21 protein-coding genes and 1 pseudogene are annotated in these 24,172 nt (G+C 70.5%); 12 read left to right on the top strand and 10 right to left on the bottom strand.

The annotated features are described in order from the left end of the window. Positions 1-6 precede the first annotated feature (6 nt). Positions 7-474 carry a cytochrome c oxidase subunit 4 gene (locus QLQ12_RS05275; RefSeq protein ID WP_282757489.1) on the top strand — a complete coding sequence of 156 codons (468 nt, stop codon included), beginning with the start codon at positions 7-9 and terminating at the stop codon, positions 472-474. Positions 475-707: 233 nt separating this feature from the next. Here the strand turns inward: QLQ12_RS05275 and QLQ12_RS05270 are convergent, their stop codons facing one another. The 4 genes from QLQ12_RS05270 to QLQ12_RS05255 form a co-directional block, all read right to left on the bottom strand. Continuing rightward, a complete protein-coding gene (locus tag QLQ12_RS05270; RefSeq protein ID WP_282757487.1) occupies positions 708-908 on the bottom strand; it encodes a hypothetical protein in 201 nt (66 codons plus the stop codon). Between the two features lie 110 nt (positions 909-1,018). Next, positions 1,019-2,077 (bottom strand): anthranilate phosphoribosyltransferase, encoded by a 1,059-nt coding sequence (trpD, locus tag QLQ12_RS05265; protein ID WP_282757486.1) that lies wholly within the window; start codon positions 2,075-2,077, stop codon positions 1,019-1,021. A gap of 38 nt (positions 2,078-2,115) precedes the next feature. Beyond that, positions 2,116-2,541 (bottom strand): response regulator, encoded by a 426-nt coding sequence (locus tag QLQ12_RS05260; protein WP_282757484.1) that lies wholly within the window; start codon positions 2,539-2,541, stop codon positions 2,116-2,118. A gap of 48 nt (positions 2,542-2,589) precedes the next feature. Continuing rightward, the gene (locus QLQ12_RS05255; RefSeq protein ID WP_407651417.1) at positions 2,590-3,540 is read right to left on the bottom strand and encodes a cytochrome c oxidase assembly protein; all 951 of its coding nucleotides are present in this window, start codon (positions 3,538-3,540) and stop codon (positions 2,590-2,592) included. A 109-nt stretch (positions 3,541-3,649) separates the two neighbouring features. Here QLQ12_RS05255 and ctaE point away from each other — a divergent pair, with 109 nt between their 5' ends. Genes ctaE through qcrB form a run of 4 tightly spaced genes read left to right on the top strand, consistent with a single transcriptional unit; the run spans position 3,650 to position 7,851 of the window. Further along, positions 3,650-4,246: an aa3-type cytochrome oxidase subunit III gene (gene ctaE, locus QLQ12_RS05250; RefSeq protein WP_282757482.1), complete on the top strand. Its 597-nt coding sequence runs from the start codon at positions 3,650-3,652 to the stop codon at positions 4,244-4,246. A gap of 49 nt (positions 4,247-4,295) precedes the next feature. Continuing rightward, the gene (gene qcrC / locus QLQ12_RS05245; RefSeq protein WP_282757481.1) at positions 4,296-5,144 is read left to right on the top strand and encodes a cytochrome bc1 complex diheme cytochrome c subunit; all 849 of its coding nucleotides are present in this window, start codon (positions 4,296-4,298) and stop codon (positions 5,142-5,144) included. Continuing rightward, positions 5,141-6,244: a cytochrome bc1 complex Rieske iron-sulfur subunit gene (gene qcrA / locus QLQ12_RS05240; protein WP_282757479.1), complete on the top strand. Its 1,104-nt coding sequence runs from the start codon at positions 5,141-5,143 to the stop codon at positions 6,242-6,244. Before qcrC ends, qcrA begins: the two co-directional genes overlap by 4 nt. Then, on the top strand, positions 6,241-7,851 hold the full coding sequence (gene qcrB, locus QLQ12_RS05235) for a cytochrome bc1 complex cytochrome b subunit (RefSeq protein ID WP_282757476.1): 1,611 nt from the start codon (positions 6,241-6,243) through the stop codon (positions 7,849-7,851). The genes qcrA and qcrB overlap by 4 nt, the downstream gene beginning before the upstream one ends. A gap of 458 nt (positions 7,852-8,309) precedes the next feature. On the opposite strand, the pseudogene QLQ12_RS05230 reads toward qcrB, so the two are convergent. Then, positions 8,310-8,568: pseudogene (locus QLQ12_RS05230) on the bottom strand (IS3-like element ISMyma3 family transposase); the annotation flags it as partial. 1,077 nt (positions 8,569-9,645) lie between these two features. Here QLQ12_RS05230 and QLQ12_RS05225 point away from each other — a divergent pair. After that, positions 9,646-9,933 carry an Lrp/AsnC family transcriptional regulator gene (locus QLQ12_RS05225; protein ID WP_282757474.1) on the top strand — a complete coding sequence of 96 codons (288 nt, stop codon included), beginning with the start codon at positions 9,646-9,648 and terminating at the stop codon, positions 9,931-9,933. A 50-nt stretch (positions 9,934-9,983) separates the two neighbouring features. Beyond that, positions 9,984-10,229: a hypothetical protein gene (locus tag QLQ12_RS05220; RefSeq protein WP_282757473.1), complete on the top strand. Its 246-nt coding sequence runs from the start codon at positions 9,984-9,986 to the stop codon at positions 10,227-10,229. Between the two features lie 347 nt (positions 10,230-10,576). On the opposite strand, the gene QLQ12_RS05215 is transcribed toward QLQ12_RS05220, so the two are convergent. The 4 genes from QLQ12_RS05215 to QLQ12_RS05200 form a co-directional block, all read right to left on the bottom strand. Beyond that, positions 10,577-11,419: a sugar phosphate nucleotidyltransferase gene (locus QLQ12_RS05215; RefSeq protein ID WP_282757472.1), complete on the bottom strand. Its 843-nt coding sequence runs from the start codon at positions 11,417-11,419 to the stop codon at positions 10,577-10,579. Beyond that, positions 11,416-11,991, bottom strand: coding sequence for an NUDIX domain-containing protein (locus QLQ12_RS05210; RefSeq protein ID WP_282757470.1), 576 nt, complete (start codon positions 11,989-11,991; stop codon positions 11,416-11,418). The genes QLQ12_RS05215 and QLQ12_RS05210 overlap by 4 nt, the downstream gene beginning before the upstream one ends. 32 nt (positions 11,992-12,023) lie before the next feature. Continuing rightward, entirely contained in the window at positions 12,024-13,808 is a 1,785-nt protein-coding gene (locus QLQ12_RS05205) for a RelA/SpoT family protein (protein WP_282757469.1), read from the bottom strand. A 148-nt stretch (positions 13,809-13,956) separates the two neighbouring features. Further along, a complete protein-coding gene (locus tag QLQ12_RS05200) occupies positions 13,957-15,756 on the bottom strand; it encodes a DEDD exonuclease domain-containing protein (RefSeq protein ID WP_407651416.1) in 1,800 nt (599 codons plus the stop codon). A 106-nt stretch (positions 15,757-15,862) separates the two neighbouring features. On the opposite strand from QLQ12_RS05200, the gene QLQ12_RS05195 reads away from it, so the two are divergent. The 5 genes from QLQ12_RS05195 (at position 15,863) to QLQ12_RS05175 (ending at position 22,325) form a co-directional block, all read left to right on the top strand. Next, positions 15,863-17,251, top strand: coding sequence for an NYN domain-containing protein (locus QLQ12_RS05195; protein ID WP_282757467.1), 1,389 nt, complete (start codon positions 15,863-15,865; stop codon positions 17,249-17,251). Between the two features lie 93 nt (positions 17,252-17,344). After that, on the top strand, positions 17,345-17,566 hold the full coding sequence (locus QLQ12_RS05190) for a hypothetical protein (RefSeq protein ID WP_282757466.1): 222 nt from the start codon (positions 17,345-17,347) through the stop codon (positions 17,564-17,566). A 266-nt stretch (positions 17,567-17,832) separates the two neighbouring features. Next, the gene (locus QLQ12_RS05185) at positions 17,833-19,089 is read left to right on the top strand and encodes a M48 family metallopeptidase (protein ID WP_282757465.1); all 1,257 of its coding nucleotides are present in this window, start codon (positions 17,833-17,835) and stop codon (positions 19,087-19,089) included. Positions 19,090-19,840: 751 nt separating this feature from the next. Further along, entirely contained in the window at positions 19,841-20,968 is a 1,128-nt protein-coding gene (locus QLQ12_RS05180; protein ID WP_282757464.1) for a glycosyltransferase family 4 protein, read from the top strand. A 988-nt stretch (positions 20,969-21,956) separates the two neighbouring features. Then, positions 21,957-22,325, top strand: coding sequence for a thioredoxin family protein (locus QLQ12_RS05175; RefSeq protein ID WP_282757462.1), 369 nt, complete (start codon positions 21,957-21,959; stop codon positions 22,323-22,325). A 362-nt stretch (positions 22,326-22,687) separates the two neighbouring features. Here QLQ12_RS05175 and QLQ12_RS05170 read toward each other — a convergent pair whose 3' ends face one another. Beyond that, positions 22,688-24,109: an MFS transporter gene (locus QLQ12_RS05170; RefSeq protein WP_282757460.1), complete on the bottom strand. Its 1,422-nt coding sequence runs from the start codon at positions 24,107-24,109 to the stop codon at positions 22,688-22,690. Positions 24,110-24,172 lie beyond the last annotated feature (63 nt).

The raw sequence follows: 24,172 nt of genomic DNA, 5'->3' as shown, positions 1-24,172 counted from the left end.
GACGACGTGAAGACCGAATACAAGATCTTCGCCGCGGTCGCCGTGTTCCTCTTCGGCGCGGCCGCCGTCTACGGGGTCTACACGCTGAACACCGGAAACATCTCCGGGACCGATGCCGACGCGGCCGGTTTCCGCGGTGGCGTCGAGTGGGTCGGCGTGGTCGCCCTGATCCTGTCCGGGCTGCTCTGCTCGATGTGCGCCGGGTTCTTCTGGTTCGTCGCCCGCCGCATCGACCTGCGGCCGGAGGACCGGGAGGACGGCGAGATCGCCGAGGGCGCCGGCGAGGTCGGCTTCTTCAGCCCGGGCAGCTACTGGCCGTTCGGCATCGCGCTGGCGGCGGCGATCGCCGGCATCGGCCTGGTGTTCTGGATGTGGTGGCTGCTGGCCTTCGGCCTGGTCGCGGTCATCCTCGCCTCGTGCGGCCTGCTCTTCGAGTACTACTCGGGAACCCGGCACCCCGAAGCGCACCTCTGAGTTCGACGTGAAAGCCCGCACCCCCGCCGGGGGTGCGGGCTTTTGTCGTTCCGCGACTTCGGGCGGGCGGATCGTGGGGGCCGCACGCTTCGGCCGGGTGCGCCGGCGGCCGCGGGCCACCGCTGTACCGGGCAGCAGCCCGGTGGGCGCGCGGGAGGCGTGAGTGGGCCGGGCCTCGCGTGGTGGGCACGGTGCTTCGGTAGCCGTACCGCCGGATTCTGATCTTGAAGTGATCAGGCGGCGGAGCGCTGAGCGGGAGCGACGCGGCCCTTGCCGGGCTTCCAGAGGTGCACGACGATCGGGGCGACCACCTCGGCGGCGCCACAGCGGGTGCACACCAGCTCGGGGCAGTCGTCGTGGCCGTCCTCACAGGGCGGCACCTCGAAGAGCATGTCGCCGTCGCAGATGACGCAGCGGAGTTCGCGTTCCTGCACGGGTGTCTCCTTCGCGGGAAGGTGGAATTACCCGAATGTCATTCAGACGGTGTCACGTATATCGGATGATCTCGGGCATTGCCGACGGCGTGTTGAAAGGATTTTCCCGGTTACTCGGCGGCCTTGGCCGCCTGCGCCGCGGCCACCCAGCGGTCCAGCAGAGCGGTCGTGGCGCCCGAATCGATCGCCTCGGCCGCCCGCTTGATCCCGGCCCGCAGCGTCTCGTGGAAGTCGCCCGGGAAGCCGCTGCGGGCCGCGAACGCGGCCGCCGCGTTGAGCAGCACCGCGTCCCGGACCGGGCCCTGCTCGCCGGCGAACGTCCGGCGGGCCACGTCGGCGTTGAAGGCCACGTCACCACCGCGCAGGTCGGCCGGCTGGCTGCGGGGCAGGCCCACGTCCACCGAGTCGACCAGAAGCTCCTCCACCTTGCCGTCACGGGCCAGCCAGACCCGGGTGGGCGCCGCGGTGGTGAACTCGTCCAGGCCGTCCTCGCCGCGCACCACCAGCGCCGAGTCGCCGCGACGGGCGAACACCTCGGCCATCACCGGCGCCATCCGCGGGTCGAAGCAGCCCACCGCGGCGGCGGTCGGCCGGGCCGGGTTGGTGAGCGGCCCCAGCACGTTGAAGAAGGTCGGAACACCCAGCTCGCGCCGGGTGACCGCGGCGTGCCGCATGCCGGGGTGGTAGCGAGCCGCGAAGCAGAAGCCGATGCCGGCCTCGGCGACCGTGCGGGCGACGCCCACCGGGCCCAGGTCCAGCGGGAGGCCGAAGTGCTCCAGCAGGTCGGCCGTGCCCGTGGTGGAGGACGCCGACCGGTTGCCGTGCTTGACCACCGTCACACCCGCGGAGGCGGTCACGATCGCCGCCATGGTGGAGATGTTCACCGTGTTGGCCCGGTCGCCGCCGGTGCCGACCACGTCGACCGAGCTGGTCCGGGTCGCCTCGGGCAACTCGACCAGCGTGGCGTTGGCGATCATCGCCTGCACCAGACCGGCGAGCTCGCCCGGCGTCTCGCCCTTGGCCCGCAGCGCGACCGCGAACCCGGCGATCTGCACCGGCGTCGCGTTTCCGCCCATGATCTCGCCCATGGCCCAGCCGGTGTCCTCGGTGGCGAGTTCCTCGCCACGCAGCAGTGCGCTGGTCAGATTGGGCCAGGTGCGTGCGCCCATGGCGCTGCCTCCATCAGGGGTGGTGGATCAGAGTAAGGTCAGCTGGCTGCGGTGCCCTGCGTGCCGAGCGGAACGGCGCCGCCCCGGCGGGCACGCAGCAGGCCGGCCACCGTCTGGCCGGTGGTGACCGGGTCCAGCGGGGCCACCAGGGTGGCGTCCACCTGCGCGTACGCGGCGAGCCAGCGGTCCGCGGCACGGGCGATCACGACGCAGGTGGGCGGGGGAGTGAGGTACTCGTCCTTGGTCTGCCGGGCGATGCCGATGCCACCGGCCGGAGTGGCCTCGCCGTCGAGAATCATCAGGTCGATCTCGTACTCGTCGAGCAGGCGGCGGCACTCCTCCCAGGAGGCGGCCTCGGCGAACTCGACCTTCAGATCAGCCGCGGGACGCGAGCCGATGGCGAGCCGGAACCGGTCTCGCACGGCGGCGTCGTCGCTGTAGAGCAGAACGGTGTACTCGCTCATCTTGTGCCCCACCTCACGTCTTGAGTCCCGCCGATCGTACCGAACTTGTTATTCGGCGTCGGGCTCCGGGCGGGTCGCCGGCCCGCCGGTGGCGGCCTTCGCCTCTTCCCTGTCCAGGGCGCGGTCGATCCGGCGGGCCTCGCGCTCGGACTGGCGGACCCACTGGACCACCAGGATGCCCAGCATCGTGACGCTCACGATCTCGCCGCCGGCCCACAGGATGCCGCCCGCGGTGACCTGGTCGGCGGCCGGATCGAGCCAGCTCAGGCCCAGGTTCGGGTACCAGTCGCCGCCCAGCAGTTCCTTGCTCTGCATGATCGTCAGCCCGAGCACCGTGTGGAACGGCACGCTGAGCACCATCAACAGGGCGCGACCGGGGTACGGCCACCGGTTCGGCAGCGGGTCCAGCCCCAGCAGCGGCCAGAAGAACAGGCACCCCGTGACGATGAAGTGCACGTGGACGAACTCGTGCACCCAGACGTGCTCCAGGGTCTGCCGGTACGCGCTGGTGAAGTAGAGGACGAACGGGTTCGCGATGAACAGCCCGAACGCGACCAGCGGGAAGGTGACCACCCGGACGAAGCGGCTGTGCAGGACGGCGAGCAGCGCCTTCCGCGGCCGCGGCGCCAGCACCCGCAAGGCCAGGGTGGTCGGTGCGCCCAGCGCCAGGAAGATCGGCCCCACCATGGACAGCACCATGTGCTGGACCATGTGTACCGAGATCAGGGTGGTGTCGTACGCCTCGATGCCGGTCACCGTGACGGAGGCGATCGAGCCCAGTCCACCCGCGACGAAGGCCGCCGTCCGCCCGGCCGGCCAGTGGTCACCGCGCTGGCGCAGACGCCAGACGCCGTACCCGTAGAGCGCCGCCGACACGAGAAGCGCCAGGGCGATCAGGCTGACCAGGTTGATCTCGGTGAAGAGGGCCGCCGGGGTGAACGGCGGAAGATAAGTATCCCCGCCATCGGCCGCGAGAGGGGGCAAATCGTGAAGGCGCACCACTCGAGGCTAGGCCTATCGGCTGGTCACAAAATATTCCGGGCCGCCCACAGTGCCGGATTGGGGACCCCGGAGGACCTTGGACCTGGTTCGGATGAATAATGAGGCGGTGACTGCGGCAGCCATCGACAAGAGCCGGATCCACTCGCTGACCCGACCCAACATGGTCAGCGTCGGGACCATCGTGTGGCTCTCCAGCGAGCTCATGTTCTTCGCGGCGTTGTTCGCGATGTACTTCTCCATCCGTGCTGCGGCACCGGAGCAGTGGGAGAAGAACACCGAGCATCTCAACATCCCGTACGCCACCACGTTCACTGTGATCCTGGTGCTCTCGTCGGTGACCTGCCAGCTCGGCGTCTTCGCAGCAGAGAAGGGCGACGTGTTCGCGCTGCGGCGCTGGTTCACGATCACCTTCGTGATGGGCCTCATCTTCGTGCTCGGCCAGGTGAACGAGTACGTCGAGCTGGTCCACCACGGCGTCAAGATCAACGGTGACGGCTACGGCTCGATGTTCTACCTGACGACCGGGTTCCACGGTCTGCACGTGACCGGCGGGCTGATCGCCTTCATCATCTACATGATCCGGACGACGATGGGGCGCTTCACCCCTGCTCAGGCCACCTCGGCGATCGTCGTGTCGTACTACTGGCACTTCGTGGACGTGGTGTGGATCGCGCTGTTCGCCATGATCTATTGGCTTCAGTAACCAGCGCCAACGGCGAGGATCGCAACAACAAACCAGAGGGACATAACCCATGACTTCTGACACCCCCGCCCGCAGGCGTGGCCGGGTGTTCTCCCGGCGGCGCGGCGCGCCCGGCCGGGCTCGCCGGAGGCTCGGCGCCGCGGTGCGCATGCTCGCCGCCCTGGCTCTCGCCGGCGGCGTCTACACCGCGTTCACCCCGGGCGCCTTCGCCGAGGACAACGTCCAGCTCTCCGCTGTCGCTCAAGAGGGCAAGGCGCTCTACGACACCAGCTGCATCTCCTGCCACGGCCGTGACGGCCAGGGTGTCACCGAGCGCGGGCCGAGCCTGATCGGTGTCGGCTCGGCCTCCGTGGAGTTCCAGGTCGGCACCGGCCGCATGCCGATGACCCGCCAGGAAGCCCAGGCCGAGGAGAAGCCGCCGCAGTTCGACAAGGCCCAGACCGAGCAGCTCGCACAGTACGTGCAGGAGCTCGGTGGCGGTCCGGAGATCCCGGACGGCCCCCTGGTCGCCGACATCGACACCGACCCCGAGGCGCTGGCCCGTGGTGGCGAGCTGTTCCGGGTCAACTGCACCTCCTGCCACGGCTTCGGCGGTGGTGGTGGCGCGCTGTCCTCGGGCAAGTTCGCCCCCGCGCTGCACGACCCGACGGCGGAGGAGCTCTACGCCGCCATGCTGACCGGTCCGCAGAACATGCCGGTCTTCGGCGACAACCAGCTCACGCCGGAGCAGAAGAAGCAGATCATCACCTACATCAAGTTCCAGCTCCAGGAGGAGAAGGACCCGGGCGGCCTGTTCAACCTTGGCCGGTACGGCCCGTCGACCGAGGGCATGGCCATCTTCCTGGTCGGCATCACGCTCCTGGTCTTCACGTCGCTCTGGATTGCGGGGAAGTCATGACGGCGGTGCACCACGCGGGAGAGACCGGCACCCCGGTCGACGTCAACGACCCGCACCTGTCGCGGTTCGACATCGTCAAGGAAGGCCTCCGGCGCGACGACATCGAGATCGTCACGTACGAGTCGCACTTCCACGGGCAGAACTCCAAGGCGGAGAAGCGGGTCGTCCGCAACATCTCCATCCTGTTCCTGCTCTCCGGGCTGTTCACCCTCGCCTTCCTGGTCGCCTACATCTGGTGGCCGTGGCACTTCAAGCTCGGCCACACGATGAGCGACTACTACACGCCGATCCTGGGCATCACCCTCGGCCTCGGCCTGCTGGCGCTCGGCTTCGCGATCCTCGCCTGGGCCAAGAAGCTGCTGCCGCACGAGCTGTCCATCCAGCAGCGGCACGGCGATCCGTCCTCCGACGATGAGCGCCTGATCACCGGCCAGACCGCGCTGTTCGTGGCCGACGAACTGGGTGTCCAGCGGCGGCCGCTGCTCAAGGGCGCGATCGCCCTCGGCTCGGCCCCGCTCGGCCTGGCCATCGCCGCTCCGCTGGTCGGCGGCATGATCAAGAACCCGCACGGGGATCCTGAGCCGATGATGTACCGCACCGGCTTCAACCCCGTCGCCAACGGTGGCAAGCCGGTCCGGCTGACCCGCGAGGACGGCAGCCCGATCCGTCCCGAGGACGTCAGCGCCGGCGGCCAGATGACCGTCTTCCCGGGCATCCCGCACGGCGCCACCAACCACTACGCCGACTCGCCGACGCTGCTCATCCACCTGCGGGCGGACGACGCGGCGACGACCCGCGCGAACGCCGAGGCCGACAAGAACGGCCGCAACAAGGGTTCGATGTGGGGCAACTACGTCGCGTACTCCAAGATCTGCACGCACGCGGGCTGCCCCGCCAGCCTCTACGAGCAGCAGACCAACCGCCTCCTCTGCCCGTGCCACCAGTCGCAGTTCCTCATCACCGACAACGCGCAGCCGGTTTTCGGACCCGCGACTCGGCGTCTGCCGATGTTGCCGCTTACAGTGGACGAGGAAGGTTTCTTCGTGGCAGCGTCCGACTTCAAGGACACCGTCGGACCTGACTTCTGGGAGCGGCCGTGAAGCGCCGAAAGATCGATCTAGCTCAGGCTCCGGTCAACTTCGCCAAGGGTGCGGACGACCGGTTCCAAGGCGCCACCCCCCTGCGGGGCCTGCTCAACAAGGTCTTCCCGGACCACTGGTCGTTCCTGCTCGGCGAGATCGCCCTGTTCTCGTTCATCGTGCTGCTGGGCAGCGGCGTGTTCCTCACCCTCTTCTTCGACCCGTCGATGAAGGAGGTGGCCTACGACGGCGAGTACCTCGCCCTCAAGGGCACCATGATGTCGGCGGCTTACGAGTCGTCGCTGAACCTGTCGTTCGAGGTTCGCGGCGGTCTGTTCATGCGGCAGATGCACCACTGGGCGGCGCTGCTGTTCATGGCGTCGATCCTCGTGCACATGGCGCGCGTCTTCTTCACCGGCGCGTTCCGCAAGCCGCGCGAGATCAACTGGGTCATCGGCGTCCTGCTGTTCCTGCTCGGGTTCTTCGCCGGCTTCACCGGTTACTCGCTGCCTGACGACGGCCTCTCCGGCACCGGCCTGCGCATCGCCTCGGCGATCATGCTGACCCTCCCGATCATCGGCACCTGGCTCTCCGCCTCCATCTTCGGCGGCGAGTTCCCCGGCGAGCTGATCATCGGCCGGTTCTACATCGCGCACGTGCTGCTCATCCCGGGCATCCTGCTCGCGCTGATCGCCGCCCATCTGGGCATCGTGTTCAAGCAGAAGCACACTCAGTGGCCGGGCCCGCTGCGCACCAACGAGAACGTGGTCGGCGAGCGCATGTTCCCGCGCTACGCGATGAAGCAGGGCGGCTTCTTCATGGCCGTCTTCGGCGTCATCGCCCTGATGGCCGGCCTGTTCCAGATCAACCCGATCTGGCTGTTCGGGCCGTACCGCGCGGCCGAGGTCTCCTCGGCATCGCAGCCCGACTTCTACGTCATGTTCATGGACGGCCTGGTCCGTCTCATGCCGAACTGGCAGATCTACATCCCGATCGGCAACGGCTACAGCATCCCGCCGATGTTCTGGCCGGCCGTCGTCGGCCTCGGCGCCCTGTTCACCCTGCCGATGGCCTACCCGTGGCTGGAAGCGCGCAAGCTCAAGGACAAGCGCAGCCACCACCTGCTGGAGCGGCCGCGCGACAACCCGGAGCGCGTCGGCATCGGCATGATGGCCTTCACGTTCTTCATGGTCGCCACCATCTCCGGCAGCAACGACGTCATCTCCGACAAGTTCCACATCAGCTTGAACGCGATGACCTGGGCCGGCCGCATCGGCCTGCTCATCCTGCCGCCGCTCGCCTACTACATCTCCGTCCGCATCTGCCTCGGTCTGCAGCAGCACGACCGCCAGGTGCTGGCCCACGGTGTGGAGACCGGCATCATCAAGCGGCTGCCCAACGGCCAGTTCGTCGAGATCCACCAGCCCCTCGGCCCGGTGGACGATCACGGACATCCGATTCCGCTGGAGTACGCGGGATGGGTCGTTCCCAAGAAGATGAACCGGATCGGGGCTCTGGCTCCGGCCATCAAGGGGTTCTTCTTCCCGGTGGAGAAGCCTGCCGAGATTCCGGTTTCTCCGGCTGTCGGTGGGGCTGTCAAGCGTGAGGAGATCAAGTCCGGTCGGTGAATCGGGGTTGGTTCTTCTGGGGTCCGTCGGGGGGTTTCCTCCGGCGGGCCTTTGCTTTTTGGGCCTGGGGGTTTGCTTTTTGGGTTTTGGGGCGTTTGCTGTGGGTCGGGGGGGGGGGGGGGGGGGGGGGGGGGGGGGGGGCGCGGGGGGGGGCGCCCCCCCCCCCCCCCCCCCCCCCCCCCCCCCCCCGCCCCCGAACCTTGCGTTGTCCCGCTACTCACGGTTTGGATCTTGTGGTTCTCGGTGGGACACGTTTTGGGGTGTGGCGGGCCTGCGTGCTCTGTGGGTGGTGGGTGCTCCGGTCGGTGGGGGTGCGGGGGCATCGGGTCGTGGTGAACCCTTCTGTCGGGTGGTGTCCCCGCCTTCACCGCGGCGCGACTCGCCTTGGGTTGCCTCCTCGCCTCGCCTCGCCGTGTCGCTCTCGCGCCGTGTCGCTTTCGCGCCGTGCCTAAGCGGCCGCGGTGACTGTCTATGACGTTCACGACTACTTCTGTGGTCGGTCGAGCTCGGCCGCGAAGAAGGCCGACGCCGCCCTCAGGATCTCGTTCGCCCGGCGGAACTCGGCGTTCTCCCGGCGCAGCCGCTTCAACTCGGCCGACTCGTCGCTGCTCCCTCCCGGCCGCTGCCCGTCGTCGACCTCGGCCTGACGCACCCTTTGCACACCGTCTCGGCGCTGCCGATCCCGAGCTTCCGCGCGACCACACCGATAGCCGCCCATTAGGCTCAGCCCTCGACCCCCACACCCAGCCGTCGCCCGGACGTGCTTGCCGACTGCCATGAGGCACGCGTACTACGGCTGGAGTGGTCGGACGTCGGTCAGCCGGCGGGGAATCTCTTGGCAACGGTGTGTACGGGACAGCAGCCTCGCGTCCGTTGGCTTCACGGGTGAGTTGATCTGCTGGCTGTGCGGGAACGCTGTCTCGCGTCCGTTTTGACCGCGGATTCGCACGGCCAGCAGATCATCAACCGGCGTGAGCCGCCGTGATCTCGGGAAGCACCCGAGCTCGGTGGATCTTGGCGGTTCTTGCTGGCCGGCGGTGAGTGCTGCCTCGATCCGCTCGGGACCGCACTCACGACCAGCCGGCAGCGGTCGGGCTGGCAGCCGCCGTGCGCCCGTGGACGGACACTCGCGCCGTCTCGTCCGGTCTCGTGCCGCGCCGTCCGGTCTCGCGCCGCGCCGCGCCGTGCCGTCCCGCCTCGCGCCGCGCCCCGCCGTCCCGCCTCGCCCCGCCTCGGCGGAGTGCCTCAGCAACGGTGTGGACGCGTTAGCACTCTCGCGTTTGTTGGCTTCTCGGGTGAGTTGATCTGCTGGCCGTGCGGAGGCGCTGTCTCGCGTCGGTCTGACCGCGGACTCGCACGGCCAGCAGATCAACAACCGGCGTGAGCGGCCGTGATCTCGGGAAGCGCCCCGGATGGGGAGGACCTTGGCCGGTTCGCGCGGCTGGTCGGCTGGTGGTGAGTGCTGCCTCGATCCGCTCGGGACCGCGCTTACGGCCAGCCAACGGAGGAGAGACTGGCTGTCACCGTGCGCCCGTCGATGGACACTGCCCGGCCCGGCCCGGCCCGACACTGCCCGGCCCGACACTGCCCGGCCCGACACTGCCCGGCCCGACACTGCCCGGCCCGGCCCGGCCCGGCCCGGCGAGGGCTCAGCTTGGTCTGGGGGCTGGACTGGGGTGGGGTGGGGTGGGGTGTTGGTCTTGGGCGGGGGGGCTTGGGTGGTCTGTGGTTTGTGGTGGGGGAGGACATAGAGTGGGCGGAGATCTGTTGTCCTCGCGGGTGGGGAGTTTGCTGGTGAACACGGCGATCGTGCATATCGACTGCGCTACCAACTCGATTCCGGAAGTGGCCGAGGCCTTGGCAGCGCTGGACGGGGTCAGCGAGGTCTACTCGGTCGCCGGTGGGGTCGACCTGATCGCCATCGTTCGGGTGCCTCGCTTCGACGACATCGCTGAGGTGATCGCGGGGCGGATCTCCAAGACGCCTGGGGTGATCAACAGCGAGACGTTCGTGGCCTTCCGGGCGTACTCGAAGCATGATCTTGAGGATGCTTTTGCCATCGGGCTTCCTGAGGCTGACTGACCGGCCGGCGGCGGGCGCACGCTGAACGGCGTGGTTGCCAGGTTGCCGCGGTGACGAGCGTCGCTGTTTCGATGCGGTGGCTGCTCGACGATGTGTTCAGCGAGTTCGACGACGACGAGTCGTTGTCCCGGATGGCCGGAGTCGTTGTCTCGGATGGCCGGGGAATGCGCCCGCCGCCGTCGGAGCCGGGGACCTGGGCGGCACTCGACGCCGGCCTGCGGCACGAATGGCTCCGGCTGGCACTGGGGCGCGACCGGTTCGGCAAGGTCCCGGACCGGCCGCCTGGGTCGGTCTAACGGCTCGACGGGCGGCACGTCACCCCGCGTCGACTGGTTCTTCTGCGCGCTCGGTGAGGCGGTCAACGGACCGGGCGGCTACTTCGGATGGAACTTCCCGCGGTCGTGGACTGCTTCAGGGATGCGTGGTGCGGGACCTTGCCCATCCGGCTGATCTGGAGCGATGCCGGGAGCGCGCACCCACAGGGGGAGCGAGTCGATGGACGGCATCGTCGGCTTCCTCACCGAACGACCGAACGACCAAACGGCCGAACGACCAAACGGCCGAACGGCCGAACGGCGTAACGACCGAACGGCGGAACGCGGTCGCTGTGGAGTGATGCGCCGGGCAGGCGGCCCGGATGGCGTCAGGCCTGGACGGTCAGGCCGGTCGAGGTGCGGATGGTGTCGGTGAGGTGTTCGCCCGGGGCGACATGCGCACCGGGCCACAGGACGCAGCGGGTGACCGTGCCCTCCACGTGGGAGCCGGCACCCAGAATCGACTCGACGGCACGGCCGGCGCCGGTGACCCTCGCCGACGGGCCGGCGAGGGTGGCGCCGGCGGCGGCGTGCAGGTTGGCGGCCAGGTAGTCGGCCGGAGTGCCGGTGTCCAGATAGAAACCCTCGTAAGGGATCAGCTCCAGTTCCCCGGCCGCCTCCGCCGGGCGCCACACGGTCCGCACCAGGTCGCTGCTCTCCTCGACCAGGTCCTTGACGTAGCGCCACGGCAGCAGGGAGAGACCGGCGAAGCGGCGGCCACTGAAACCGCCGGTGTCGCCGGGCAGACACGGCTTCGTCAACATCCGGACGGTGTCGCCGGACCAGCCGTCCAGCATCGCCGCGATGTCCTTGCCCGGCTCGCGCGCCGGATCGTGCAGGTAGGCGTCGGCGTTGCCGGCCAGGACGGCGCGGCCGTCGATCCACGGGCGCAACCGGGCCACCCCGCCGGAGGTGCCGATCGGGCCGTCCGGCTCCACGGAGAGGTGGGCGCGGGCGCCGACATGCGCGACGACCTGTTCGGCAAGGTAGGCGGCGTTCACGGCGACCGCGGCCGGACCGGACAGACCGAGACCGGCCAGACGGCGCAGCGCGTGGTCGAGCAACGGCAGATTGCCCACCGGACAGAGCGACTTCGGCAGGGACTCGGTGAGAGGACGCAGACGCCGGCCCTCACCGGCGGCCAGCACCACCCCGCACACGGCCACGCTCACCGCTGCTCCCCGGAACCGGGAAAGGGCGCCCGGTAGATGGTGCCGGCCGGAATCGACGGCGGCAACTCCCCGGCCCGCGGGCCCAGGCCGTAGACGCCGAGCAGGCGGGCCGTCGGCCAGGTCAGTTCGGGCAGGTCGTCGACCGGGAACCAGCGGGCCTCCAGAACCTCACCACCGTCGACCGCCAGCGCGGTGCTGGACGCCGGAACCGCGGCGAACCAGACGGTGTCGACCACGCCACCGTTCGGGTGGACGATCGCGTTCGGAATGCCGGGAGTCAGGTCGCCGGGCTCCACCCGTACCCCCGACTCTTCGAAAAGCTCTCGCGCCGCGCCCACAGCGGGCAGCTCGCGCCGCTTCAGGATGCCGGCCGGAAGGCCCCAGCCGCGGCCGGGCGGCTGGCGCAGCAGAAGGATGCGCCCGGGGCGCTCCGCCTCCGAATCGCGGACGATCGTGACCGCTCCGACCAGGTATTTCGGTGAGACGAGACGGGCGACATGGCGGCGGATCGGAAGAGGCAGCCCATAGAAGGCCTGATAGGCGAGGCCGCGGATCTGCCGCTGAATGTTCACGCGCGTAAGGCTAACGGGGGACGCTGTGCAACTCAGTCCGGGTGGTCGACGAGTGCGATGAGCTGCTCGACGACCGCGTCCGGTTCGAGGCTGCGCTCACAGACCGCGACCAGCAGCGTCTCCAGATCGGGGTAACCCAGCTCCTCGGCGAGGCGGCGCAGCGGCACCTCGCTCGCCAGACCGCGGTCGTGCTTGCGGAGGGTCAGGCCGATGGTGGCGCGGCCCAGACGGACCTTGTCGGCGATGCTGATGCCCGGTTCGTTCCGCTCGTCGAAATAGCGGTTGATCTGCATCTGTGCCTGGCTCGACTTCACGAAGCCCAGCCACTCCTTGCGGGGGCCGCGTGGCGCGTTCGGCTCGACGTCGACCTGGTTCTCGGTCTCCGAAAAAATCTCCACGACGTCACCGTCGCGGAGCGGGGAACTGAGGGGGGCGAGACGTCCGTTGATGGTCGCGGCAAGACACTGGTCACCCTGGCGAGGGCCTAGTTCGTACGCCAGGTCGACCGGCGTGGACTGGCTCGGTAACTCGTAGGCGTTGCCGTGCGCGAAGACGGTGATCTGCCCCTCGGCCAGATCGCACCGCAGCGAATCGAGGAACTGGCCCGCGTCGGTGGTGTCCTGCTGCCAGTCGAGCACCCGTTTCAGCCAGGTTAGCTGGTCGGAGCCGGCCGGCTCGTCCGACTCCTTGGGATATCGGTAACTGGTGGCCACGCCGTACTCGGAGTAGCGGTGCATGGCCTGGGTGCGGATCAGGACCTCGACCAGCTTGCCGTCCGGACCCACCACCGTGGTGTGCAGAGAGCGGTAGAGGTTGTTCTTCGGCGAGGCGATGAAATCCTTGAACCGGCCGGCCACCGGCCGCCATCGCCCGTGGATCGCGCCGAGCGCGGCATAACAGTCGGTGTCCGGTCCGTCCACGATCACCGCGATGCGGGGCAGGTCGAACGGCACCGGATGGTTGCCGGCGACGGTGTCTTTCCAGATCGAGTAATAGTGCCGCGGGCGGGGGGTGACCTCGGCGGTCACCTTCTGCCGGCGCAGCGCGACCCGGGCCTGGTGCGAGACGTCCGCGAGGTAGTCGTCCCAGCCGGGACGGTTCTTCACGTGCTCGTCGATGCGGGCGAAGGAATCCGGTTCGAGGTGGAAGAGCACCACGTCGTCGAGGGAGCGCTTGAGAGCCTGGATGCCGAGTCGGTCACAGAGCGGGACGAGCACGTCGAGAGTGGCCGTCGCGATCCGGGCCCGGCTGGCCGTGCCCCGGGCGCCCAGTGTGCGCATGTTGTGCAGCCGGTCAGCCAGCTTGATCACCAGGACACGGACGTCCTTGCCGGCCGCGACGATCATCTTGCGGATCGTCTCGCCCTCGGCGGCCTTCCCGTAGTACGCCTTGTCGAACTTGGTCACCCCGTCGACCAGGTGCGCCACCTCGTTGCCGAAGTCGCCCTGCAGCGCCTCAAGGGTGTAGCTGGTGTCCTCCACCGTGTCGTGCAGCAGCGCGGCGACCAGAGTCGTGGTGTCCATGCCCAGCTCGGCGCAGATCTGCGCGACGGCGAGCGGATGGGTGATGTAGGGATCGCCGCTCTTGCGGAACTGGCCGCGGTGCATGCTCTCGGCGATCTGGTAGCTGCGGCGCAGGATCGCGACGTCGGCCGAGGTGTGGATGCTGCGGTGCGTGCGAGCCAGCTCGGCGACCGGATCGTCGTCGTTGTTCTGAAAGCTGAGCAGCGAGCGCAGGCGCTGGGTGAAGGACGTCTCGGACGAGCTGGCCGGCAGAGCGCGACCGAAGGCGGCGCCGTGGCCGGCGTCGACGTCCACCCGGACACCCCCCTCACCGATCGCCCACGCCCCAACCGGTGCGTGGAGTCGCCTCGCGTTTCCTTCGCAAGCGAATCATCGGAGAGGGCCCGTCGCCAAGGCGTGAGCCCACAAATGTGACGAATCATTTGCGACAGATGTGCGTGCCTTACAGCCTAAGCGAGTGAGCGTCATCCGAACGGTCAGTTACCGATAGGCGAACGGTCGAGTCTTGAGCGGAAGCCGCCGCTTCCGCCCTGCTGAGCAGGGCGGCGAAACGCGCGGCGCCACGAACCGGTGACACCCAGTCGCCCACGGTTTCCACCAAGCGGGTGTCGGGCCGCTCCAGCCAGGCGAGGATCCGCTCGGTCTCCTCCGCCGTCGCGGCCGGCGTCGGCCCCTGACCTGGAACCACGGTCTCGGCCGTGAGACGGGCGGCGTCCAGGGTCGGGCGTGGATGCTCGCGTGGCGGCGACGTGGCCGCGGCGGCCAGCCGGCCGTGCCGGATCACCGCGATCTCCCAGCCGCCCCGGTCGTCGCGGCGGGCCGCCACCAGCTCGCTCAGCCGGGTCAGCGCCTCCAGCCGCTGCATCCGGACCAGCGCCCGGAGCAGCGCGATCAACCGGGACCGGACGACCGCGGCCTCCTCGTAACGCTGCTTCTGTGACAGCGTGTCGATGCGGGCCAGGATCGCCGAGACCACCGGGCCCGGATCACCCGAGGTCGCGGTGCGGAAGGGCAGGGCGGCACGTACGTCGTAGTCCTCGGGGGTGATCTCGTGCTCGCACGGCGCCGGGCACCGGCCCAGCTCGGCCAGAGCGCACGCCGGCGTCTTCGAGCGCAGCGAGAGCTTGTGGTTGCACTGCCGCAGCGGCACGGCGTCGTAGACGCCGGCGGCGGCCAACTCGGCCGTGCGCCGCGAGGAGAACGGGCCCAGGTAGGTGGCGCCGTCCTCGGCGAGCCGGCGCACCACCGACAGGCGGGGGAACGCCTCCGCGGTCAGCTTCAGCCAGACCACCCGCTCCGGGAACTTCGACCTGCGGTTGTACGGCGGCGCGTGCGCGGCGATCAACCGCAGCTCACGGACCTCCGCCTCCAGTGGGTGGGCGCACTCCACCGCCTCCACCCGGACCGCCGCGGTGAGCATCTCCGAGATCCGCGCCCGTTTCTCGCCGGCGGTGAAATAGCTGCGGACCCGGGTGGCGACGTCCTTCGACGTGCCGACGTAGAGCGGCCGCTCGTCGGCGGCCCGGAAGATGTAGATCCCCGGGACGTGTGGCAGCCCGTCGGCCAGATGCCGCTGGCGGCGCTGCGCCGGGGTGACCGCCTTGGCGAACTCGATCGCGTCACCGAGCGTGTGCACCTTGAAGCTGCCCAGCCGCTCGATCAGCCCGTGCAGCACGTCGACGGTGGCCTTGGCGTCGTCGAGCGCGCGGTGAGTGGGCTGCACCGGCGACCGGAAGAACTGCGCGAGGGTGCCCAGCTTGCGGTTGGGCACCTCGTCACGGGTCAGGGCGCGACGGGCCAGCGCGGCGGTGTCGAGCACCCGCAGGGCCGGCCACGGGTAGCCGTGCCGGGCGCAGGCGGCCTTGAGGAACCCGACGTCGTAGGGGGCGTTGTGGGCGACCAGGACGGCGCCGCGCAGGAACTCCAGCAGGGCGGGCAGCACACTCTCGATCGGCGGGGCCGGGCGCAGCATGGCCTCGGTGATGCCGGTCAGGACGGTGATGAACGGTGGCAGCGGCTCGCCCGGGTTGACGAGCGTCGCGAATTCACCGAGCCGCTCGCCGGAACGGACTTTGACCGCGCCGATCTCGGTGATGCCGCCGCCGTCCGGAGCGCCCCCGGTGGTCTCCAGGTCGAGCACCACGAAGGTGGTGTCGGCCAGCGACAGCGCCGCCGGGTCCACCGAGCCGTCGGCGGACAGCAGCGAGTCCAGAGTGCCCTGCACGTAGGCCGGTTGCGTCACGGGCCGGAACATTAGAGCGGGGGTACGACATAAACCCGGGCCGGGGTGAGAAAAGATCACTTGCTCCAGTGGGCTAATCGCCGGTGACCGGTGTGAGAATGGGGGGATGTCCGCACTGCTGAACCCTGATGACCGCCCCGAGGAGGAGGCGGTTCCGGAGGGTGCGGAATTCTCCCTCGGAACGGAAATCTCACCCGAACCGGTTCTACCCGAAGCCGTCCGTCAGCGGATCACCGTCCTCGCCGCCGCCGCTCTCCCCGGTCTCCCGGCCGACGAGATGCCGGTGCCGCTGCGCCGGGTCGCCCGCTTCGCGCCCAACCGCCGGGCCCGCCTCGGCGGCCGTGACATCGCCGCCCAGCTCGTCGCCGACCCGCTCTTCCGGCAGCGCATCGGCACCCGCATCGTGGCCGACGCGGGAGACCTCGGCGCGGCTGTGACCAGCGGTGTCGCCCCGGCCGCGGCCGACCCGGTCGAAGTCGCCGCGCTGGCCTACCTGGCCCGCCCGCAGGGCTGGCGCGAGCTGATCGACGCGGCCGGTGACGCGGTCCGGGCCGAGGCCGACTCGGCCGCGATCGCCGCGCAGGTCCGCGCCGCCGAGCAGCGCGCCGCCCGTGCCGAGCACGACCGGGCGGTCGCCCGGGTCGAGGCCGACAAGCTGCGCGACGAGCTCGCCCGCGTTCGCGAGGAGATGAGCCAGCTGCGCGAGGAGGCGCGGTCCACGTCACGGTCCCTGCGTGAGGCGCAGGCGGCACAGAAACGTGCCAGCGACCTGCTGGCGACGGAGAAGGGCCGCGCGTCGCGCGTCACCCTCGACCACGAGGCGGAGGTTCGGCGCCTGCGGTCGCGCCTGGCCGACGCGGAGGCCGCCGCCGCCACCGGCAAACAGGCGGCGAAGGACTCCCGGGCCGTCGACGACGCCCGCCTCTGGCTGCTTCTCGAGACCATCGGCCAGGCCGCCACCGGGCTCCGCCGCGAACTGGCCATCGGCCCGGCCGACAAGCTGCCAGCCGACTTCGTGGCCGAGGCCTCCGCCGACCGGCCGGGCGCGCCTGAGCGGTCCCGGGCCCGCGCCCAGGACACCGACGACCCCGGCCGTCTCGACCAGTTGCTCGCTCTGCCCCGGGCGCACCTGATCGTCGACGGCTACAACGTGACCAAGCGCGGCTTCGCCGACATGTCTCTCGAACAGCAGCGTAAGCGCCTGATCACCGGGCTCGGCGGGATAGCCGCGCAGACCGGCGACGAGATCACCGTGGTCTTCGACGGAGCCGAGCGGGTGCACGGCCTGCCGCCGGCGCCGCGCGGGGTCCGGGTGCTCTTCTCCCGCAAGGGCACCACCGCCGACGAGCTGATCCGCCAGCTGGTCCGGGCCGAGCCGCCGGGCCGCCCGGTGGTGGTGGTGTCCTCCGACCGCGAAGTGGCCGACGGGGTGCGGCGGCACGGCGCCTACCCGATGGGCGCCGATTCCCTGCTTCGCCGGCTGTCACGCTCGTAGCCAGCGGTTTCGGAAACTTGTCATACCCCTCGCTTAGCGTGACTGTTACCGATGGTGGCGGTCACGTCGCCGTCCTCCGATCGAGGAGGGGTAATGATCATCGACTGTGGGCGCTGCGCCGAGCGGAGCGTCGATTGCAACGGATGCCTGGTCAGCGTGCTGATGGGCACGCCCGACGGGATCGCCGATCTGACCCCCGGCGAGCTGCGGGCGATCGAGACGTTCGAGCTGGCCGGGTTCGAGGTGGAGCTGCTGGAGACCCCGGAGCCACCGGTCGTGGTCCCGGTCGACCCGTCCCGCCGTGACGTGGCGTGATCATGGAAACGGTCGTCTGGCCACGGCGCCCGCCCAGGCCGCGCCTTCGCGCGAGCGAGGCGGGGCGGCTTCCGGTCAGCCGGCACGGACAGATCGTGGTGTACGAGGTGGACCCCTCCCCGGCAGATCATGACCGCACCGGGCGGGCAGCCGATCCCGATCGGCGTATCTAGGATTGGCGGTCACACGCTGGGCCGGAGTTTCCCAACGTGCTTTCGGAGGTCGGGATGTCTGGTGAGCAGTGTGATGACGCGGCACGGTGAGCGGTGACTCCCCGGCTCTGGGCGGCCGGCACGCTCGTCGTGCTGCTGGTGGCCCTGATCGCCTTCACCATCGTGGCCGTGCCCTGGCACCGGGCTCCGGCGCCGCGTGCCGACCAGCTCGCCGCCCTCGGCGAGCTGCCCGCCGACCAGGTGGCCCGCTCCCGTGCCTTCCACGCCGAGCTGCGGCCCGGCTCCTACGCCGGCATGCTCCTGGGCCTGCTGATCGCCCTCGCGCTCGGGCTCACCCCTTTCGGCGCCCGGCTGGTCGAGCTGGCCGGCCGCCCGTTCGGCGACCACTGGCTGGCCCGGGCCGTCCTCGGCGGGCTCGCCGTCATCCTCGTGGCCGAGCTGCTCACCCTGCCGCTGGCCGTCTGGCGGCACACCATCGTGGTCCGCTACGGCATCTCCACCCAGACGTGGGGCGGCTGGGGCGTCGACCTGCTCAAGTCCTTCGGCGTGGGCGCGGTGCTCGGCGCGATCGTGCTGGCCGGCTTCTTCACCGTCACCCACTTCGCGCCCCGCTGGTGGTGGGCGTTCGGGGCGGCCGGGGCGGCCGGGCTCGTGGCGCTGCTCTCGTTCGTGCTGCCGGTGCTGGTCGAGCCGGTCTTCAACCGGTTCACTCCGATGGCTGACGGGCCGCTGCGCACCGAGTTGCTGGCGCTCGCCGAGCGCGACGGCGTCCCGGTCAAGGACGTCCTGGTCGCCGACGCGTCCCGGCGCACCCGGGCGGTCAACGCCTACGTCTCCGGCCTCGGCCCGACCCGCCGGATCGTCGTCTACGACACCATGCTGACCGAGGCCACCCCCGGCGAGGTGGTCTCCGTGACCGCGCACGAACTCGGCCACGCCAAGGACAACGACGTCCTCACCGGCACGATCCTGGGCGCTCTCGGAGCCGCCGTCGCCGTGATCGCCCTCTACCTGCTCGGCTCCTGGCAGTGGCTGCTCCGCCTCGCCGGGGTGGACTCGATCGCCGAGCCCCGGGCCATCGGCCTGCTCCTGGCCGTCACCACGGTGGCCGGTCTGGTGGCCGGCCCGGCACAGTCGTTCGTGTCCCGCCGCGTCGAGGCCCGGGCCGACATCCACGCCCTCGCCCTCACCAGCGATGCCGCGACCTTCGAGTCGATGCAGCGCCGTCTCGGCACCGTCAACCTGTCCGATCCCGACCCGCCGTCCTGGGAGCACGCCATGTTCGCCTCGCACCCGTCCACCGTGCAGCGCATGGCCGCCGCCCGCGCCTGGGCGCGCGGAGCCCGCTGATGACCCACATGTCGCCCGTCGTGGCCCGCCGCCGCGCTGATCCGTCGCCGATGGCGGCCGCCCTCCGAGTGGCGCAGTGTCCGTCCACGGGCGCACGGCGGCCGAGCCGCTCTGGGCCGTCTGGTGGTGGGCGCGGCTCCGGGCGGGTCGAGGCGGCAGTCACGGCCGGCCGGCGGAACCGGCCAGATCCGCCCCGGTCCGTGCGCTTGCCGGGATCGCGGCCGCCTTCGCCTGTCGTCGATCTGCTGGCCGTGCGATTCCGTGGTCGAAGCGGACGCGATACAGCGCTTCCGCACGGCCGGCAGATCAACTCACCCGGGAAGCCAACGGACGCGGGATGCTGTCGCGTCCACAACGTTGCCGGGGCAGTCACCCGAGCCACTCCGTCCCTGGTGGTGGCCGGTCCTCGGGCTGGGGTGTCGCCGGTGGCGGCCGGTCCCCGAGCTGCGGTGTCGGCGTCGGGTTTCCGGGCTCGAGTGTCGTCGGTAACGGCCGACTTCCGGGCTGGTGTGTCGCTCGTGGTGACCGGGTTCCGAGCGGGGATGTCGTCGGTAACGGCTGGGTTCCGAGCGGGGATGTCGTCGGGGACGGCTGGGTTCCGAGCTGGGGTGTCGTTGGTGGTGGCTGGTTTCAGGGTTGGGGTGTCGCTCGTGGTGGCCGTTTTCCGAGTCGGTCTGGCGCTGGTGCCGCCTGGGGTTCGAGGTGCTTCGTTGCCGGTTGCGACCGGTGTGCGAGTCGAGGGAGTCCGCTGATGGCCCGCACCCTGTTGGTCACCAACGACTTCCCGCCGCGACCCGGCGGCATCCAGCAGTTCGTGCACAACCTGGCGGTGCGCCAGCCGGCCGACTCGATCGTGGTCTACTCGTCCACGTGGCGCGGTGCCGCCGAGTTCGATGCCGAGCAGCCCTTCGAAGTGGTGCGCGAGGCCACCGGCATGCTGCTGCCCACCCCCGCCGTCGCCCGCCGGGCGGCCGAACTGGCCCGCGCTCACGGCTGCGGCAGCGTCCTCTTCGGCGCGGCCGCCCCGCTCGGCCTGCTCGCCCACGGTCTGCGCCGCAGCGCGGGCATCGAGCGGGCGGTCGGCATCACCCACGGCCACGAGATCGGCTGGGCCGCTCTCCCCGGCGCCCGCACGCTGCTGCGCCGCATCGCCCGTGGCAACGACGTGATCACCTATCTGGGTGACTACCAGCGCACCCGTCTCGACCGGGCTCTGCACGGCCTGACCGACCTGCGGCGTCTGGCTCCCGGCGTCGACGTGGATAAATTCCACCCCGGCGTGGACGGCGCCGCCATCCGTAAACGCCACGGACTGGCCGGCCGCCCGGTGGTCGTCTGCGTCTCCCGCCTGGTCCCGCGCAAGGGCCAGGACATGCTGATCCGTGCTCTGCCAGAGATCCGCCGCCGTGTTCCCGGCGCCGCGTTGCTGCTGGTCAGTGGTGGTCCGCACCGCAAGACCCTGGAACGCCTGGCTCGGGAGAACGACGTCGAGTCCGACGTGGTCTTCACCGGCTCCGTCCCCTGGGCCGAACTGCCCGACCACTACGCGGCCGGCGACGTCTACGCCATGCCGTGCCGCACCCGGGCCGCCGGCCTCGACGTCGAGGGCCTCGGCATCGTCTACCTGGAAGCCTCCGCCACCGGCCTTCCCGTCGTCGGCGGCGACTCCGGCGGCGCCCCCGACGCCGTCCGCCACGGCGAAACCGGCTACGTGGTCGGCGGCACCGACGTCCCCGCCATGGCCGCCCGCATCGCCGAACTCCTCGGAGACCCGGCAAAGGCGCAGGCGATGGGCGCGGCCGGCCGCGCCTGGGTGGAGCGGGAGTGGCGCTGGGAGACACAGGCGGCGCGGCTCACCGACCTGCTTACGGCCCGCTGATCCGTTGCCGCCCGGGTTCCGGGCTGTCGGAAGAACCAGGCTGCTGACGGCTCGCTGATCAGTTCCTGTCCGAGTGCGGTTTTGCGGTGGGTGGCGGATGTGACCGCCACCTGCCGCTTTCTCGGCGAGCGCCCGCCATCCGCCATCCGCCTCCAGCCGCTCGCTGCCAGCTGCTATCGCTACCCGTCGCTGCCGTCCGCTGCTTGCTATTCATCGCCGCCTGCCGCCTCCACCCGCTGTCGCCTGCCGCCTCCGCCCGCTCGCCGCCGCCTTCGCTGCCCGCTACCGTCCGCCGCCTTCGCTGTCCGCTACCGTCCGCCGCCTTCGCTGTCCGCTACCGTCCGCCGCCTTCGCTGTCCGCTACCGTCCGCCGCCTTCGCTGTCCGCTACCGTCCGCCGCCTTCGCTGTCCGCTACCGTCCGCCGCCTCGCTGCCCGCTACCGTCCGCCGCCTCGCTGCCAGCTGCCATACGCCATCCGCTGCCAGCTGCCACCGTCTGCCAGCAGCGCCGCCGCTCGTCGCCTGCGCTCAGCGCCGCCGTCTGCTCGTCGCCAGGCGTCCATGCCGCCGTCTGCCGTCCGCGCTGCGGCTCGGTGTGCGTGGTTGTCGGTCTGCCGTCCGCGCTACGGCTCGGCGTGCGTGGCCGGCGTGGTCGTCGGTCTGCCGTCTGGCGTCCCACGCAGCCGTCCGCCGCCGCCCCCAACCCCCGTCGACCAGCCGACACCTGGCTTCTGCTCAGTCGACGCCCCTGTGGGATTGCGGCGGATCGTTGGAGATTTGTGAGTTTGTGCTCGGTGCGCAGCCACTGACTCACACGATCACGGCGAGGGCCGTGGGCGACGGCTGCTGGTAGGCCTGAATGGCGTGTCAGGAGCAACCTGTGGATCTAGGGGATTCGGGTGCGGCGGCGGGCGTGGTGCTGGGCTTGTGGAGTCGCTGTGGCGACGAGCGGCTGGCCGGCACGGCTGTCGAGAGTCAAGATCAGAGAATGACTCACGGTGTACGGCTCGACCCGGCCCTGCTGGAGCGCCTCGGGGTGGAGCCGGGGCGTGCCACGCTGTTGCAGTTCTCCACCGCGTTCTGTGCACCCTGCCGGGCGGTGCGCCGGGTCAGCGCCGAGGTCGTGGCCCTGCTTCCCGAGGCCCGGCACGTCGAGGTGGACGCCGAGAGTCACCTCGACGAGGTTCGTGAGCTTGGCGTCTCGCGTACACCGACGCTGTTGATCCTCGCCGCCGATGGCCGTGAGGTCCGCCGGGCGACCGGCGTGCCGACGAAGCCGCACCTGATCGCCGCTCTGGCGGACCTGCTTCCGGCGGCAGGGAAAGCGGTGGCTGGAGAAACGCCTGCCATCAGGTAAGGCCCGCCGCTGGAACCGCCTGCCGTGAGCAACGGTCGATGGCGGGGTTCGAGCCGGCCGTTGGGGAAGGCCGGGCTGCCTGGGAAGGGTGGCGGCTGGGGAAGGCCGGGCTGCCCGGGAAGGGTGGCGGCTGGGAGCTGAGGCCGGGATCGAGGGTTCAGGGCCGGGTCCGAGATCGGAGCGGGGTTCGAAGATGGGGCTGGGGTCGAGGTGGGGCCGGGATCGAGGTTGGGGCTGGTTCGAAGCCGAGGCTGAGTGGGTGGGTCTGAGGCCGAGGCCAGGATCGGGACCGGTCTGAGCGAGCTTGCCGGGGAACGGGTCAGCTGGACGGCTGCGCGGCAGCGATGGGGGAGAGGCCCGGCTCAGCCGGCCGGGTGGTGGTGGCGGTGCACGTCGGCGGGCGGGACGACCCGGTCCGGAGTGGGATCCGTGGGCATGACGGCGGCCGTGACGGGGTCACGGTGCACCGGGACAGGCGCGGGGGCGGGGCCAGGGATCGAGGTCGAGTCCGGGTCCGAAGCTGAGCCGGGGTTCGAGGACCGTGCGGGGTTCGAGCTTGAGTCCGGGGCTGAGTCCGGGGCCGGGACTGCGGCCGGGTCCGGGGCGGGCTCGCCGGTGCGGACCAGCCGGCGGCAGCCCGGCACCAGCAACATCGCCACGCCCGCGGCGAGCAGGACGCAGGCGCACGCCGTCAGCACCCGGTCGATGCCGAAACGGTCGGCGAGCGGCCAGGCCATGGCGTTGCCCACCGGCATGGCCAGGAACGAGGTCAGGTAGTCCCAGGAGCTGACTCGGCCGAGCACCCGGTGCGGCACGTTCTCCTGCAGGGACGTGTCCCAGGCGACGTCGTAGAAGAGTAGGCCGGCGTATCCGATGACGGCGCCGATCATGATGGCGGCGAGGGTGCCGGGCCACACGTAGGCGAAGGCCCAGACCGACATCAGTGGCAGTGCCAGCAGCCCGGCGAACAGGAGCCTCCGGGGGCGGAACCGCATGCCGATCGCCGAGCCGATGACGCCGCCTAGGCCCTCGGCGGCGGCGATCCAGCCGATCGCGTGCGCGCCGCCGAGCCGTTCGATCGCGATGAGCGGGACGAGCACCAGGATGACGCCGTTGGCGATGTGGTAGGCGCTGGCGCCGAGCAGGTTGGCGAAGAGCCAGTCGCGGCTGCGGAGCTCCCGCCAGCCGGCGGCCAGTTCGCTGCCCATCGCCGAGCGGGGGCCGCGCGGGGCCCGTACCCGGATGAGGGCGGCGGCGACCATGGATGCCAGGAAGCTGACGGCGTTGATGCTGAAGCCGGCCGGCGCGCCGAAGGCGGCGACGGTGATGCCCGCGGTGGCCGGGCCGGCCACGCCGCACATGGACTGCAGCAGGCTGAGGGTGGCGTTGGCCTTCTGGCGCTCCTCGACCGGGACGAGCAGGGGCTTGAGCGAGCTCATCGCCGGGCTGAAGAAGCTGCCGGCGCCGGCCGAGATCACGGTCAGGGCGCAGAGCGTGGCCAGGTGGTAGCCGCCGGTGGTGAACATCGCCGCGATGGCGGCGGTGGCGGCGAAGCGGACCAGGTCGGAGACGACCATGACTCGCTGGGGCTGGAGGCGGTCGGCCCAGATGCCGCCGAAGAGGGTGCCGGCGAGCAGCGTGAGGACGTTGGTGGCCATGACCAGGCCCAGGTCGCGGGCGCCGGTGGTGGTGATGACGGCGAACGCAAGTGCGACGGTCTGGAACGCGTTGCCGAGCCAGGACAGGCCCTGGCCGATGGCGAGCAGCCGGAAGTCACGAGTCATGAGCGGCAGGGTAGTTCGCCATCTAACTATCAGCAATCGAATAGTCAGAAGCGTGGCAGACTT

This window comes from Actinoplanes sandaracinus (assembly GCF_030009775.1).
In the GTDB taxonomy this organism is placed as follows: domain Bacteria; phylum Actinomycetota; class Actinomycetes; order Mycobacteriales; family Micromonosporaceae; genus Actinoplanes; species Actinoplanes sandaracinus.
This window is presented reverse-complemented; position numbering and strand designations above follow the sequence as displayed.

Excerpts from the sequence above, each read along its gene's own strand:
- QLQ12_RS05170 (WP_282757460.1), bottom strand. The coding sequence starts at position 24,109 with ATGACTCGTGACTTCCGGCTGCTCGCCATCGGCCAGGGCCTGTCCTGG.
- QLQ12_RS05180 (WP_282757464.1), top strand. The coding sequence starts at position 19,841 with ATGGCCCGCACCCTGTTGGTCACCAACGACTTCCCGCCGCGACCCGGC.
- QLQ12_RS05190 (WP_282757466.1), top strand. The coding sequence starts at position 17,345 with ATGATCATCGACTGTGGGCGCTGCGCCGAGCGGAGCGTCGATTGCAAC.
- QLQ12_RS05175 (WP_282757462.1), top strand. The coding sequence starts at position 21,957 with ATGACTCACGGTGTACGGCTCGACCCGGCCCTGCTGGAGCGCCTCGGG.
- qcrC (WP_282757481.1), top strand. The coding sequence starts at position 4,296 with ATGACTTCTGACACCCCCGCCCGCAGGCGTGGCCGGGTGTTCTCCCGG.
- QLQ12_RS05195 (WP_282757467.1), top strand. The coding sequence starts at position 15,863 with ATGTCCGCACTGCTGAACCCTGATGACCGCCCCGAGGAGGAGGCGGTT.
- qcrA (WP_282757479.1), top strand. The coding sequence starts at position 5,141 with ATGACGGCGGTGCACCACGCGGGAGAGACCGGCACCCCGGTCGACGTC.
- QLQ12_RS05260 (WP_282757484.1), bottom strand. The coding sequence starts at position 2,541 with ATGAGCGAGTACACCGTTCTGCTCTACAGCGACGACGCCGCCGTGCGA.
- trpD (WP_282757486.1), bottom strand. The coding sequence starts at position 2,077 with ATGGGCGCACGCACCTGGCCCAATCTGACCAGCGCACTGCTGCGTGGC.